The organism is Caballeronia sp. NK8 (genome assembly GCF_018408855.1).
Taxonomy (GTDB): Bacteria; Pseudomonadota; Gammaproteobacteria; order Burkholderiales; family Burkholderiaceae; genus Caballeronia.
Map to the genome: position 1 here is coordinate 187,195 of NZ_AP024328.1, position 15,339 is coordinate 202,533.

General features: G+C 58.2%; 9 protein-coding genes and 5 pseudogenes. 9 read left to right on the forward strand and 5 right to left on the reverse strand.

What is annotated here, in order from left to right; translation table 11 throughout:
• Nucleotides 1-380: 380 nt before the first annotated feature.
• Nucleotides 381-662 (forward strand): annotated as a pseudogene (locus NK8_RS41500) (DUF4148 domain-containing protein).
• 140 nt (nt 663-802) lie between these two features.
• Here the strand turns inward: NK8_RS41500 and NK8_RS41505 are convergent.
• From NK8_RS41505 to NK8_RS41520, 4 genes are all read right to left on the reverse strand, one after another.
• A complete protein-coding gene (locus NK8_RS41505; RefSeq protein ID WP_213233846.1) occupies nt 803-1,102 on the reverse strand; it encodes a type II toxin-antitoxin system RelE/ParE family toxin in 300 nt (99 codons plus the stop codon).
• Nucleotides 1,099-1,356, reverse strand: coding sequence for a type II toxin-antitoxin system ParD family antitoxin (locus NK8_RS41510; protein WP_213233848.1), 258 nt, complete (start codon nt 1,354-1,356; stop codon nt 1,099-1,101). The genes NK8_RS41505 and NK8_RS41510 overlap by 4 nt, the downstream gene beginning before the upstream one ends.
• A gap of 1,879 nt (nt 1,357-3,235) precedes the next feature.
• Nucleotides 3,236-3,544, reverse strand: a complete 309-nt coding sequence (locus tag NK8_RS41515) for a hypothetical protein (RefSeq protein ID WP_213234725.1) — start codon at nt 3,542-3,544, stop codon at nt 3,236-3,238.
• 833 nt (nt 3,545-4,377) lie between these two features.
• Nucleotides 4,378-4,755 (reverse strand): hypothetical protein, encoded by a 378-nt coding sequence (locus NK8_RS41520; protein WP_213233849.1) that lies wholly within the window; start codon nt 4,753-4,755, stop codon nt 4,378-4,380.
• A 901-nt stretch (nt 4,756-5,656) separates the two neighbouring features.
• On the opposite strand from NK8_RS41520, the gene NK8_RS43305 reads away from it, so the two are divergent.
• From NK8_RS43305 to NK8_RS41555, 8 genes and pseudogenes are all read left to right on the forward strand, one after another.
• Nucleotides 5,657-6,898, forward strand: coding sequence for an HNH endonuclease (locus tag NK8_RS43305; RefSeq protein WP_225936713.1), 1,242 nt, complete (start codon nt 5,657-5,659; stop codon nt 6,896-6,898).
• A gap of 452 nt (nt 6,899-7,350) precedes the next feature.
• The gene (locus tag NK8_RS41530; protein ID WP_213233851.1) at nt 7,351-8,139 is read left to right on the forward strand and encodes a hypothetical protein; all 789 of its coding nucleotides are present in this window, start codon (nt 7,351-7,353) and stop codon (nt 8,137-8,139) included.
• Nucleotides 8,140-9,181: 1,042 nt separating this feature from the next.
• A pseudogene (locus NK8_RS41535) lies at nt 9,182-9,653 on the forward strand (transposase); the annotation flags it as partial.
• Nucleotides 9,654-9,775: 122 nt separating this feature from the next.
• A pseudogene (locus NK8_RS41540) lies at nt 9,776-10,800 on the forward strand (IS110 family transposase).
• A gap of 176 nt (nt 10,801-10,976) precedes the next feature.
• Nucleotides 10,977-11,123 (forward strand): annotated as a pseudogene (locus tag NK8_RS43565) (transposase); the annotation flags it as partial.
• A 154-nt stretch (nt 11,124-11,277) separates the two neighbouring features.
• On the forward strand, nt 11,278-11,415 hold the full coding sequence (locus NK8_RS43315) for a hypothetical protein (protein WP_225936648.1): 138 nt from the start codon (nt 11,278-11,280) through the stop codon (nt 11,413-11,415).
• Nucleotides 11,416-11,603: 188 nt separating this feature from the next.
• The gene (locus NK8_RS41550; protein WP_213233852.1) at nt 11,604-12,152 is read left to right on the forward strand and encodes a hypothetical protein; all 549 of its coding nucleotides are present in this window, start codon (nt 11,604-11,606) and stop codon (nt 12,150-12,152) included.
• Between the two features lie 79 nt (nt 12,153-12,231).
• Nucleotides 12,232-13,333: pseudogene (locus NK8_RS41555) on the forward strand (IS5 family transposase).
• A 983-nt stretch (nt 13,334-14,316) separates the two neighbouring features.
• Here NK8_RS41555 and NK8_RS41560 read toward each other — a convergent pair.
• A complete protein-coding gene (locus NK8_RS41560) occupies nt 14,317-15,333 on the reverse strand; it encodes a zinc-dependent alcohol dehydrogenase family protein (protein ID WP_213233853.1) in 1,017 nt (338 codons plus the stop codon).
• Nucleotides 15,334-15,339: the final 6 nt, after the last annotated feature.

Genomic DNA, 15,339 nt, shown 5'->3' on the forward strand with positions numbered 1-15,339 from the left:
CGGAAAATCTTCGCTGCAGACTTTCGGCTGCGCGTGGAAAGGCGATGCGGACTGTGACGTTTGCACTTCCGGTAGACATTGGATCACCGATCGTGCAGGACGTCGCGCGCCTCCCGAGCGTGTCAATGGTTCCGGTGTCGCGCATGCCAGACGGATGCGACAACGTCGCATCGGAAATCAGCGAAGTTGTCACCGCTCAGTAGCGGTGACATAGGGTTATCCCGAATATAACAAGTATTTGTTGTTCAAAAGCTCATTAATTTTAAGCGGCCGCTTACCTATACTGAAGTCACTGAAACGCAAACAGGGCTGTTTGCGAAAACAAGATTCGGAGGTAAGCATCATGAGCTCGCAACTATCGTCGTCGCGCTGCACTCGCCATTCCGGCAGTTTCTTCGTTCGCTCAAGCCAACCGCTGACCCGCGCCGCAAATTAAGGCAGAACTGGTCCAACTCGAACGCGCTGGATATAACCCGAGCATGGATCGCGTGACCTATCCGGCCGAGATTCAAGCAGCCGAAGCGAAGGTCGCGGCGCAGAACGGGCAAACGAGCTACGGCGGCGTGGCTGACACTGGCGTCGGCTTTCGGGCGGCCCAGCTCACACCGGCAATACCATCGCTCCTGTCTATTTCGGCCACTAATCGACCGGCAGAGCCATGAGGGTCTTGCTCACTACAAGAGGAATGGCCGCTGCGGTGGTACCGCAGACGGCCAGTTTGCCTAATAGCACCTCCGCCACCGGCGTCGCCGATGGCTTGCCCAGCACTTAACTCGTCCTGGGCCTTTTCTCGTGGGTGTGTCTAGGGAAAAAGGATAGCGGCGATGTCTCTGGCGCTATGCAAGACGTGAATTACGTCGATACGCTCGGGTCGCCCAGTGACGCGATAGAAAATCTGGTAACTGCCGTGCACACGATGTCGCACGCCGCGATCTTCGTATCGAGGCACGAGCGGGTAGGCGAGGGGCATATCTGCAAGGCTCATGCACCTGTCACGCATCTCAAGAACGAAGCTCAAGGCGCGGCGTGGATTGTCGCGGGCGATGTAGTCGCCGATGGCCTCAAGCTCGGCTTCCGCAGCCGGTAAGATGCGAACAATCATGCCTTGCTGTCGATCATCGCCTGATACTTAGCCTCAAGCCGGTCGAACACTTGTTGGGCGGGTTTTCCTCGGCCAGCATCTGAATCAACGGTGCCGCGCTCGATCACGGCATCTAACGCGGCAAGCTGCGTCTCGCGATCCTGGATCAATCGCACGCCTTCGCGCAACACTTCGCTCTTTGAGCCGTACCGTCCCGTTTCGACCAGCTTCGTGATGTATCCCTCAAGCTGTTGTCCAAGGTCTGCACTGATCATGGTTGTGCTCTCCAGGCTAGTCATCCCACAGTATAACACTTATTAACTATTATCAAGCCTAGTCAGCGCCGTCTGCTGAAAGGACCGCTGGCAGACATCGGTGCACGAGGAGGCCGGTGTCAATGGTTTTCAAAAAAAGACCGCTGACGAGAAGTGGGACGATACGGTTGTAGAAGTCCATCGGCTCCGCGATCGCCCGCGAACCTGCACCTTGCAGGGCCTAGCGGAAAGCGTTCGTGCACTCCGTGCACGATGTTGGCATTGACGAGGCACGCAGCCGGATCGGTAAAGGCGGCGACAAGCTGCTGTCGGCGTTTGTCTCCACATGCCAGATCCGCGATCACGGGCAGCCCTGAAGCGCGGCGCGGCAACCATCACAAGGCACATTGCTTGCCGCTTTTGCGGCGATTCCCGGCCCGTCAACGAAGTCGGCGAAAAGAGGAGGGCCGCACTGCTCGCTAATCGGCCTTTGCGGACGCTCGCCGCTTATCCGCCGTGCGGCTGTAGCTCGCCGCATCGCCGTCATTCGCGACGCAATCCAGGATAGCGCCGGTTCTCGGACCGGCGACAAACCTGATGTATCAAGAAGGACGTTCACCATTCACAACAACGGCGACGAAGAGCGCAGTCGGCGGCAGGAATATGCCTGGAGTGAATCTAAAATGCCCCCATTGTCTGGTCTCTGAATGTCCGCGTAGCCGCGCCTGGCCTGCATGCTCGAGCACGCGACGTCGTCCGGCTCAATCGAGCCGTTTTACGGCCTTGCAGAAAACGAGGAATTCAGCTTGCTCAGCGCGGCGTAATGCGCTCAGCTGCTAAGCCCGCACATCGAGCGAATTAAACGGTACGCACTCGCCAGTCGGCCTTGCCATTACAGCAACGGCCGCTGAGAATCCATCGCACCCAGGGTCGTTGCCTCGCCGCCTTCTCACCTGGACGGATCTATCGTGCCTTCCTTGCCAGTGTACGGATTCACGTTCCCCTTTGACGACCAGTTATCGTATTTTGTCTCATTTGGGGTTAGTCTGGTGATGCCCAGCTACCATACGCTGCCGTTGCTACGCCCCCCTGTATACCCGCTAACGTAGTGCTCGCCCGTACCGCTCGAGTGATAACTGCTGTGTCCGCTAGAGAAGCCGCCGCCACGTGCGAAAGACGTCGCGGAGATCACACAAAGCGTACAAACTATCGTGGTTTTAATAATCATGTTGGTCCCCTCAAGGTCAGTCATTGTTCAGGTTGGTGCTAACCGCGATCAGCGAGCAAATACTATCGTCATGACGAGCGTTTGACCATCCTATAGTTGACACTTTCTAAATGATGAGTTGCGTGCCGTACATTCCCTTGATTTGCGCCGGGGGCGTTGACCAGCATTTACGGAGTCCGCCCTTACTAGCGGCGCCGCTCTCCATCGCCGCTTTTATCATTCCGCTCTCTTCGAGTTGGTGCAGTAGCAGCTCGCGTATTCGTAATGTCCGTTCCACGCCTATCACGCCGATCGTCGCTGAGAGCCTGATTGATAATTCTCGAGACAGAAAGCGAAGGCGTATGGCCTCAAGAATCGCCATCCGCCGCCGTTAAGCTGATCAACCAGATAAGAGGAACCTCCCCTTGAAGAACGCCGTGCTTCTCGCGCTCGTTGCATCGTTGTCGGGTTGCGCCAGCTGGTGCGACAACAGCGAAGACCGCGAGAAATGTCTAAATCGCGTCCACGTTGCACAGGCGGTAGGTGCTGTAGTCGCCGTCGTTGGCGTCGTTGCGCTCGCGGCCCGCAGTGGTGGTGGAGGCGGTACGACCGACAATTCATACAAAGGCAACTGCCAGTCACGACTGGCAAATCGCGGCAGATGGCTCGCGCTGCGGACTGAGATCCGCGGAATCACGTCCCGGTGGCTTCTAAACTCGGCTGCTTCGAAGCGGATAATGCTTTTACCGCGTTGAGTGCATGGGACAATGCTAATGGAAAACGGCCTTCGACTAGCTCATTTCCGGAGTGCTTTCCAGCCGCGTCAATCTTGATGCGGTATCGCTTAAGCGCCGGAAGCGAATCAACAGGAAACTCGACGTGGCAGTGGCTGCACGCGCCGAGCTTTTGAATCTCTAACTTGTTCGACGTGAACTGTTTCCCTGAAAAAATGCCTCGCTTCATTTTGAAAACACTAGCTTTTTCGGTCCTTGCAATCAGCATGCTGACTACGGGCACTGCGAACGCTAACGACAGCCCCGAGCTTTTTCATTGTTTCCCGTCTGCATTGTTTGGGAAACCACGAAGTAAAAACTCGGGGGTTCGTGATGTGACGATTCAACGCGCCAAGCGCGACACGGGCGTCCGATACATGACTGCCAGTAACCGAGAGCACTCCGCTGCCGTCTAGTAACGGCAGCGATATCAGCCCAGAGTTACTGGATCTGCCTCTCGATGGTCCAGACCTATCCCCGCTGGAAGATAGGGACTAGGTATTGCAGTGGTTGGTGGAAGAGCGACAGTGGCGAAACCTTGTTGAGCTGCATTCGATCAGATTCCTAGCTCTTGTTGTTGATTGCTACACCGACAGCCGCGGCGTCGTTCACCTACGGCTTTGGATTTACTTCTTCTGATTCCAATGGATGCCTGGGATCGGTTGGGGCCATCGGTTTAACCTATTTTAGCGGGAGGGCGTGCGCGGCGGTGGGCGGCGGATCTACGAGGGCTGTGCGCAGTTTCCGCGAGAAGCCTCCGCTGTTCGAAGAGAGCGGAGGTTGGGTTTCCCGCCTAGACGCCTTGAGCGCAGCGTCGGAGCTACGGAGGGAAGCGCATCCCTTGGGAGTCAACTCGGGGAAATGGCCGCTCTGTGGCCAAGCAAGCGCTCGCACAGGGTCGACGCGTGCCGTCCGTCGGGCAGTACGCGGGCTAGAAGCGGCCACGCGACGGACACTCGAGTCGTTGACAATTGACGATAGGGCGCCCGTGATGCGAAGAGCGCATGAAGCAGAAGCATAATCGGTGGCAGCTGGATACCTTGACGATGAAAAGCGCCACCCTCAAACCTTATCGAAAATGGGCTTGAGAATGCTGCGTGAGTCTTCGGTCGACCTCACAAGGCGACACGCGACTACGGTCCCGTCGGGAAGCTTTACGTCCGCTTGGCCGAGTGACTTCAGGCGTTGGCGTTCCTGCAAAAGCCAGCTTTCAGGCCATACGTTCGCGCTCGCGTCCTTGCCTGGAACAAGGCCCAGAGCTCTCAGCGCAGCGTGTAGCGAGTTGTGAGCGGATCGCCTTCGCTTGCCGTTGACGCTCAGGACGATGCACAAATGTTTGATATCTTTCGATGCGTACTCCGAGCCGACTTGCGATGCTTCCGGCAACGCGAGTGCCGCGTCGATGCGTGATTCGCGTGTTGCATTTTCTGATGCCTTCATGATGATCCTCTTTCCGCTTCGCCTTTTCCTTTGGACCGCCGATTATGCGCCCACTCTGTACCGAAGAGCTGTGATTGTCGACGACGCATTCGTCCTCGAAAGAGCTGGAGGCCCCCTTCCGGTTCGTCAAGACTTGTGCGCCGGTTTCGGAAGTCGACGTTTACTGCGCCGCATCGCGAATGACAGCAAAGCTGCGCGCTGCAGCCGCACGCAGGAAGAACGGCGAGCGTCGGCTATGGCCGAAACGTCGGCGCCCGCCGTCGCTGCAGAGCACGAAAGTGGCGTCCGTTCGCGTGACCAAACTCGTTGTCGCTTGAACAGATGCTATGACCCGAGACCAGCCCGCGAGTATCGAAAGCCCGAACGACCGCTGACGAAACATCGATGGATAAAAAGGGACAAGTCTTAGGATGGCCGTGAGTTCGCGCAGCGCTGCAGCGCTGCGAGTAAGGGTTCTCGGATTAACGGCGTCTAGTCGCTCGGGCGGAAAGAGGGGGCACTGCGTGCTCGGAAAGACTTAGAAGCAGGGGTTTGCCCAGCGCTCAGCAAGGCGCGAGCAGCCGCGATACGCGACCGAAACAACCTGCACCGTCCGGTGCCAGCGCCGGTGCGGGTTGACCCAGGAAAACGGATGGCGCGGCGGCTTACCCAGGATGATCTCCTCGGGTCGGTGTGGAGCGGTTTGAACCAGCAGCAGTCGACGCGGGCAGGTCAACACTCTGAGACTGATGAAGACATCTCTGCCCCTGCGGGCAACACCTGGCCAGAGGCGAAGGGCACGCACTCGCGAAGCACCTGCAGCGCAGAAGGCGGGAGGTGGCCGGTGCCTTGCGAAGCCATGCGGCAGGTAGGATAAGATTTCCTGCCGGTCTCGTTCCGCCTCATCCAAAAACGACAAATTATGAGCAAATACGCCCCGCTCGGTGTTTACCTTCAGCAGGCGACCGCCAGCGATCTCACGCTGACCTTCGACCAAGTCGAGCAGATCATCGGAACCAATCTGCCGCCATCCGCTTCAAAGCACGACGAATGGTGGCAAAACTCAACGCCTGGAAGCGACTCACACGTGCAGGCGCTCGCGTGGATGACCACAGGTTGGCGCAAGTTGCGCGTCGATCGGTCCGCGCGTTATGTGACCTTTGCTCGCGCCGGGAGCAATCCCGACGCAGAAGCTCTGGAGAACCTGGCGCCGCGACGCAAGGAGGTGATCTACGACATCCTGCAGCGGGCGAGTATTTCGGTCGAAAGATGGCATTGGACAAAGGACCAAATCGAGGTTGAGGACTTCCGCTCGAACCCGCAGTTCTGCTACAACTGGTCGTTTGGCTCCATCGCTGAAGGTTACGTCCTGTGCCTGTGGCATGGGACGCTGCAAGCGGACGGCGGCGTCCTTTACTTCGCCGAGTCAGTGCTCGACACGGCCAACGAGTTGCGGCGCATCGCCGACGATCGAACAAAATCCGCGTCAGCCCGGTCGCGAACATCTGACCAGTCGGTTCGCGCCCTGAACCTCGACGCGGCGATACGCGAGTCCTACGCCCGACGACTGCCGGTGCGCGTCATCGTGTGTGCCGGCGACCAGCGCGCGCGCAACGAACTTGCAGAGAAGGCATCGGCGGTGAGCCGGCGCATTCTCGACAGCGAGCTCTGGTACGTGCACCGCCATGACCCTGTGTCCGGCGAGTGCAGGATCGTTCGCGGCGTGAAGCCCGACCTTGAGGCCATGGACGTCAGCCACGGTGCAGAGGATGCCGATGAGACCGACGACGTCGTCCAGCAGAGCGCGATCAAGACCCGGCGGGGTCAGCGTCCCTTTCGCGACGGTCTGCTCGCTGCGTACCGCCGCCGGTGCGCGGTAACTGGCTCAATGGTTGATGCGGTCCTGGAGGCGGCGCACATCGTGCCTCATGCTGAAAAGACGGACTACAAGACGCGCAACGGCATTCTGTTGCGCGCCGACATTCACACGTTGTTCGACGAGCACCTGCTCACCGTCGACACACGCTACCGCGTGAAGCTCTCGAAACTGCTCCGGCACTCTGAATACGGAGACCTGGACGGTAAGTCTCTAAAAGTTCTGCCGGAGCGGTCCGAGGACCAGCCCGTCCGTCAAAGCGTTGGAGCAGCGCCTGATAACCTTTGATGCCCAAAGAGGCGAAGCGGTGACGCAATGAAAAAGCCAGCTTGGTCGGTCGGCTTGGCTGGGCTCTTTGCATCAGCGTCTGAAATCGTCCAATTTCTCTGAAGGCGGAAACATCGAATGAGCGAATACGGCTGATCTTCTCCAGCGCCACAAACATCCCTTTCTTCTGTGATAAATGTGGATGGTGCCCAAGATTGTCGACAGCAAAACACAAGCTGTCCAGCTGTCCTAACACTAGGCAAAAAACCTTAGTTTGCGACGCGATGCTGCCTCGAGAGCAGCAGCTGTGTCACGCAAATGGTCGGCCAATCTGCCGGGTCTCGCTTCGTCTGCTCGACCTGCGGACGTTCGATTCGGCAATATCCGGGCCGGCGACGGCTTATTTCGCGTCGCCTGCTCTACCGCGTGTCTTCTGTATGTTGCGCAAGTGAAATTAACCACCGAGAAAGACATTGAAGTCATCCATTGTCCCTTCGACCTCTCCAGCGCTATCAGCGATTTCGACTGACTTCGAGGCCCAACTCAAGAAGTACTGTCGCAGGGATATGGGCGACCATCTGCGCCCCTTCGCTCCCAATAGGAACTGGAAGTCCGCAAAAATTTTCATCGTGGGGACGAACCCAGCTACGCCACTGCGAAACCAATTCGAAAGCTACGATAGTTACTGGGACTGCTTGACTCGCGATACGGAAAAATTCCAGGAAATTTACACGCTAGCTCGCGGCCCGGCGAAGTCGAAGGGTACCACGGTCAATTTAAAGGTCTTGATCGACCTGCTCGGCAGCGAGGACTGCCTGGTCACCAATGCCTGCTGGTATCCGACCACGCGACGCCAAGCGATTCCTAGGCAAGAGCGTACTCGCCATCATGATGCATTGCGGCTTCTCATCCAATTTTGTCGACCGAAAGCGATTTTATTTCATGGTAATCCAGCTATCGGATTCGCCGAGAACGTTTACGGTCTAAATCTTGACCGCCGACAACCCGTGGCGCTACAAGACGTTGCTTGCGGCGACACGTTGTTTCTTGCCTATCCGCATTTGAGCGGAATGGGTCTTGAGAATGGGGAAACGTTCTCGTTCCGAGAGGATGTTGTCGATTCGTCGCGCGCATTCGGCGTCATATTTCGACGCAATGATGCGAGCGTCAGGAGTAGTTTCAGCCGGCCTACGTTTTCGGTGCACGGCCGTCCGCCGGCGACGTCAGCAATCCGCCAAGCTGCTGACGTTGAACGCGACTAGCCCCAATGTCAGCTAAGGCGATGGGCAGAAGCATATCGCGAAGGCTAGCGTCAGTCTCCGGTCTGCTTGCTGAGCCGGGAACCGCGCCAACAGCTGTGACAAATTACCTCGTCGCGCCTGTCCTGTAGGGTAGCCCTCTATCAAGTGAATCGGCATTCCAAACGAGGAACTACGATCGCGCGATCGAAAGCAAGCTGCGCAGGAGCGAGCTCGTCAACCTACATTTCCGCAAAGTAACTCACGGCAATCAGATACTGCCCCGCGCGATGATAATGCAGCGCAAGACCAAACGACCCGTGCAGTTTAAGGTCACAGAGCCAGCTTCCATTGCGGTCGCTGCATGGATCGAGAAGGACAGTCTGAGGTCCGACGAGCACCTTTTCCCAAGCCGCTGTTCTCGGTGGGCACATATTTCAACACGGCAATACGCCCGGAAGGCGCATCAATGAGTCGCTGCGATCGGCCTTGACCCGACCGCTTACTGCGCACACTCGAAGGTCGCGGCCGTTAGACAGTTTGTTTGTCGCTGCGGCAGTTTCGCGTTTCGGGGTTGTCCTCTTGATCGAGCGTCGCCGTGGGCGCTATCTAGACCCAAGACGGGACGGCAAGGGCATTCTTGCTCGCCGGCGCGGCCAAAATCCTTCAGGGCGTGGCTCGCCGAAAGCCTGCGACTATTATGGGGGTCGGCAACTTCGCGGAAAATTCTGTTGCATGTGACAATGGCCAGCCCGATGGCAATTTTGATAGTACTGCGAACTGGCAGTGCATGGGATCGAACCTAAACAGTTGCTCATCGGGCCTGTCCGACCCCGAAGGATAGAGCGGATGTGGCGCGTCCACATCCCATGCCAGAGGTAATATGGATGCGCAGCGGCATGGGAGATCGGCGTAGGGAAATGGTGCCCTGAGCCCGTTGAACAGTTGGACCCGCAGCCCTGCGCGCAGCCCGGATTGGTACGGCGGGCAGTTATGCCCCAAGCACGCTTACCAGAATTCGATCACGAGGGCTGCTGCCGCTGCCATCACTCTGGCAGGAGGTACCATGCAAGTTCTCTATCCCCGCTGCGCCGGACTCGACGTCCACAAGGACACCAGTGTGGCTTGCGTGCGCTGCGTGTCTGCCCCACAGAATCGCGAAGTGCGCGGCTTCGCTGCCACCACAATCGGACTGCTTGAGCCCGGCGACTGGCTTGCCTTGCATGGCTGCACGCACGTGGCCATGGAAGCGACTGGCGTCTATTGGAAACCGGTCTGGCACATCCTCGAAGGCAGCTTCAAGCTGGTCTTGGCAAATGCCCGACATATCCGCAACGTTCCTGGACGCAAGAACGACGTCAACGACGCGACGTGGATCGCCGATCTGCTCGCGCATGGTCTGATTGATCCGCTCCAGTTTCGTGCCGCCTGCTGCGACGCAGGACTTACGCGATCTCAAAGGTACGCGCAAACAACTCGTGCACGAGATCGCCCAGCACAGCCTGCGCATCCAGAAAGTGCTCGAAGACGCCAATCTTTAACTCGGCAGCGAATGAAAGGGACTTCCCCGTCCCGAGGCTGCGGCGGAAGCCGCGAATCGGCATCAACGTGCCATGATGAAGTTCTCGACCTTCATCAACACCAACAGGAGGGGAAGTCCATGCCTATTGTGACCATCGGAATCGACCTTGCCAAGAATGTTTTCGCCGTTCACGGCGTGGACGAGGTTGGCAAGGCGTTGCTGATCAAGCCACGTGTATCGCGCGATCAACTGGTAACCTTGATTGCACAATTGCCGCCGTGCGTCATTGGCATGGAAGCATGCTCCGGGGCGCATTACTGGGCTCGTGTACTCCAACAACACGGCCATACGGCCAAGCTAATGGCGCCCAGGCTCGTGGCGCCTTATCGCATGTCGGGGAAGCGCGGCAAGAACGATGCGGCGGACGCGGCCGCCATTTGCGAGGCGGTCACCCGACCGAGCACGCGTTTCGTACCGCTGAAAGACGAGCATCAGCGGGCGACGCTTTGCCTGCATCGGACCCGGGAGGGATTCGTCGAGGAACGAACCGCTGCCTACAACCGGATGCGTGGCTTGCTCGCCGAATTCGGCGTCGTGCTACCTCGGAGCCCGGAGCGACTGCGAAGAGAGATCACGCCACATCTGGACACCCTGCCGGGTTGGGCCCGACGCTGCATCAGCGATTTGCTTGAGCATGCCGGCAACATTGAGGATCGGCTTGACGAATACGATCGCGCAATCAGCGGAATCGCCCGTGACGACGAGCGCAGCAAGCGACTCATGAAACTGCGAGGCATCGGTCCGACCACAGCGAGCAAGCTGCTCGCGAGCCTCGGTGGAGGACATGATTTCAGGAACGGTCGCCAGGTAGCGGCTTGGCTCGGGCTCACGCCCGGTCAACACAGCAGCGGAGGCAAAGCGCGGCTGGGCAGCATCACGAAAGCGGGCGATGCCTATCTGCGCAGCCTGCTGGTCCTCGGAGCTCGCGCCGTCATCGCCAATCTCGGCGAGAAGCAGGACCGCTTAGCCGTTGGGTCCGAGGCCTAGTCGAACGCCGCGGATATTGGCGTGCGGCCGTCGCGATTGCGGCCAAGAATGCAAGGATGGCCTGGGCGTTCCTGAAATACGGAGAGGACTTCAAGCCCGAGCCGGTGGCTGCATAAGACCTGCAGTGCACCGACGGATTACCGCTCACCATCGGACGCTACTGAAGCTTCATCTGGACGTTATCGACGCCCTGCAGCACACCCTCGCTGAACTCGACGTCACCCTCGGAAAAGCACTAGCGCCGATCCGGCAATGCGGCCGTCTGCTGAGCACGATCCCCGGCGTGAGCGACGTGACCGCCCAAGTCAGCCTCGCCGAGGTCGGCGCCGACATAACACGCTTCCCTAATGCCGCCCATTTGATCTCTTGGGCCGGCCTCTGTCCGCGCAACGATGAGAGCGCCGGCAAACGCCGCAGCACCCGCGTTCGCAAAAGCGGCACATGGCTGAAAACCGCGCTCGTTACCGCCGCATGGGCCGGTGTCCGCGTGAAAAGCACCTATCTGCACGCCCAGTTCCTGCGCATCAAAGCAAGACGCGGCCCTAAGAAAGCCATGCTCGCCGTAGCTGCTTCGATGCTTACCGCCCTAGCACATGCTCTCCGACGGCGTTGTCTATGCGGACCTCGGCACCGATTACTACAGCCGGCTCGACACCAGCAAAACGATACAACGGATCCTCAAGCGGCTTGCCGATCCCGGCTACCATCCTCAGGCGGCTGCTTCACCATGAACGCTTCTTACCAGAGTCGTGGCACCCCAGAAGCCGCGTCCTGGTGATTTCATTAGACAAATTCACGGAGTTTGCATCAGTAACAGCGATCGCTTCGACGTCGGCGACACTCTGATCTCGCGGCAGTTTGACTACAATGACTCAACGGGTAGTTGACGCCGCGCGGCTTGACAAACGTGGAGCTATCAATGAATCAGTTCGTCTTCGTGCATGGCGTGAATGGTCCCCGCGTCAATGACGCGGGCAATCCGGATTACGTTTCGTACAAAAATACGATCGCTGCGTATAAGATGAGATTTGAGCAGCTGACTTTCGTTTCACCGGTCGAGTTTCGCGCACCGCTGTGGAGCGTGTACGCTGCAAGGCCAGCGTGGGGTCTCGCCTGCGTCCCTCAGAGCGTGTTGAGGACCGAACCAGGTGTGGCCAACCTAGGATTCGTGGACTCACTACTGGATGGTGAGAATCCAACCGATGACGCCTCACTCACTGGCAGTGAACTGGCGGAAGCCGCTCGGGGTGACCTTGATGCACTTATAGGCTCACTCTCGTCGATTGCCATCGAAGAAGCGGAGTGCGGCGATTTCTTCGCTTTCAAGCGGACGTTCGATCTTTGGGCCGCCGCGGCAAAAGCACTCGAAAATCCGGCGGCGCGTCAAAGCCTCTTCACAGCTAAAAACGACACTGAATTCCTCGACAAGTTGCAGGTTGCCGCGCATCAGTATCTAGCAGGTCGTTGAAATACCTCGTCAAACGGTCATCCTGAGTGAAGGGGTGAACGTTGAATCTGAAGCCATTAACGAGAGCGAGATGGAACGGATGCGCGGCAGCGATGGTTTTACCGAGTCGATGTTCACGGTGTTGAAGCTTGATGATTTCGTGCCGAAGGACCATCCGTTGCGTCCGATTCGTACATGGCTCAATGACTCGCTCAAGCGCATGGATGATGTGTTCTCGCGAATGTACGAGGCAGACGCGAGAGGTGGCCGGCCAAGCATTGCACCGGAGAAGTTGGTTCGGGCGCTGTTGCTGCAGGTGTTGTACTCCATTCGCAGCGAACGGATGCTGATGGAACAGATTTCCTACAACATGTTGTTCCGCTGGTTCGTCGGTCTGCCGATGGACGGAACGGTGTGGGACCATTCGACGTTCAGCAAGAACCGCGACCGCTTGCTCAAACACGATGTACTGGTGTTGCTCTTTAACGAGACGGTCGAGACGGCCCGTGAGCGAGGCTATCTCTCTGGCGAGCACTTCAGCGTCGATGGCACTTTGATTCAGGCGTGGGCCGGGCATAAGAGCTTCGTGCCCAAGGCGAGTCCGAGCGACGACGATACGCCTCCAGACGAACCGCCCGCACTGAATGACAACTGGCATGGGCAAAAACGCAGTAACGAAACGCATCAATCCACGACGGATAAGCAGGCGCGCCTGTTCCGGAAAAGCAAGGGAACGGGAGCGATGCTCTGTTATATGGGTCATGTATTGACCGATAACCGACACGGACTGGTGGTCAACGCGCAGGTGACGCTGGCGACCGGCACCGCCGAGCGAGACTGCGCGGCGCAGATGCTTGCCGATGCTGCGAGTGTCGCACCGAGCGGCATCACGGTCGGTGCGGATAAGAACTACGACACCGCCGGCTTCGTAGCCAGTTGTCGCTCGAATCGCGTCACGCCTCATGTGGCCCAAAACGAAGGACGTTCAGGAGGCTCAGCGATTGATGAGCGAACTACACGTTGGCCGGGCTACGCGGTGAGCCAGCAAAAGCGTAAACGGATTGAACAGGTGTTTGGATGGGGCAAGACGGTCGGACGAATTCGACAAGCGATGTGCCGGGGACTTGAACGCGTAGACCAGCTCTTCGTGCTGACCCCAGGTCGGCTATAACCTGACGCGTATGCGAACACTTGCCGCTTGAGGGGAAGGAAGCAATCGATAGCGTCGGTTTTGTGAACTCACGAGCAGCATCGAACGCTCACAAGGGTTTTTGCGCGTGTCAGAAGCGCGAGTTCAGCATCCGTCGCAACGCGTCTTAGCGCGCCAACGACGGATATTTCAACGGCCTGCTGGTCTAGTCCGCAATGCATTCGATCGTCACGTCGCGCGGTTACATTGAAGACGCGGATGTCGAAGCTGTGCGGGCCGCAGCGTCGCGTCGATGTCGGTCTTGAACGTGTTGTTGAAGAGGTTGGTATAGAGCTGAAGGCTGTCTCGGCGACGATGTCCACGACCATGCGCGTCGCTTTGCGCACTGGTCGGCCGGCCCCGCGCGGCGAACCGCACGGGGCTCTGTCGCGCAACGAAGTGGAAACGCTTTCGTCCCAACCCTCACAGAAGATCGCGCTGTTTTACCGGGGAGCAAAACGCCCGCTCAAGGCGGGCGGTGACGATGGCCCGCAATGGAGGCGGGAACGTGGGATCGTTCTTTCATCGATGCGATCGAGGCGCGTTGCAACAACTGAAGCGGAACTTTCGACGGCGCCGTGGTTGATGACAGGAGACCTTCCTGTGAGATGCTTCAGTCGGAAATGGTTCGGGCTCGGGCTCGCGTGTAGTCGCGGTAAGCGGCCCTCGACTCCGCGCAAGCGGGGTGTTTGGATGACATGAACGCCCCCATCTGGTCGCAGATTTGCCGCGGCCGCCACGTTTGGACGTCGAAGCATTCGTTTGGATCCGAAGAGCCGTGCGGCATGTTGAGTTTCGGACGTCAAAACACGATGACTTGCTAGGACGTGCTCAATGCCGACATCCCGAAACCGGGCCCTATTAGTGAGCCGCGAATGGAGCACGCAGCTCAAACATGACCGCGCGTTTCTCGGCGTCGCTGCGGTTTCCCATTGTGGGGCAAAGCGGCGATCTGTCCATGGATTGCACGAACTGCCGTTTCACGCTCTGACTAAACTAAACCACGACTACGATCTTCCCGATCTGTTGTCCTCGCTCCATGTAACGATGCGCCTCTGTAATATCTGAGAGGGGGAATATACGATCAATTCTTGGCTTGATCTGCCCACTGACGAGCTTCTCATATACGTAGCGCTTTGCATGCGCAAGCGCTTCGGCGTTGCCGGTGATTGAAAACATCGTGTAGCCCATCATCCGGAAGGGTCTACCCTGCGCTCCTTGGGCCCAGGCCACGAACACCGGAAATGGTGTCAGTTCAGGTGCCAGTGTTCCGTACACCATGATTAGGGCGTCTTGGGCCGTGGCCTTTGCGAGCTCAAGGATGCCCGTTCCCGCAACGGCGTCAAAGATGATCTTCGCACCGACTCCGTTGGAGATCTGCAGGATCCTTGCCGCGATGTCATTCTCTTCGCTGGTCACGATGACATGGTCGGCGCCGGCCGCGAGCAACTCATCTCGCTTATCGGCACTGCGAGAAGTCGCAATAACGATCCCGCCTTCGGCCTTGACGACCTGGATGGCCGCAATGCCAACTGAGCTCGTTGCCGCGGTAAGGACTACATAGTCTCCCTTCGCGACGCGTCCATTATGGACGATAGCGCCGTAGGCGGTAATGTACTGCATCCAAATGCTCGCGCCCTCCTCAAAGGATAGGTGGTCCGGGTAGGCAGCGAGGACATCAGCGGGAACGATTGCGACCTCTCCATAGACCCCGTACTTATTCAGCGGGAACGCTGGCACAGTGGACTGCACGGTGCTCACGAGCTGAGGGTCTACGCCAGGACCTACCGCTTCGACAATACCAGATGCTTCATAGCCGATGTTTGAGGGAAGCTTTGGCTCGAGGAAATATTGACCCTCACGAAACATGACTTCTGCCCGATTGAGGCCAATGGCTTTGACGCGAAGCCGTACCTCGCCCGGTCCCGGGTCGGGCAGCGGTAGTTCGTCGATACGCAGTACGTCCGCGCCACCGGTTTCATGAAAGCGTACGATTTTAACCAGGTCCGACATTTTTCT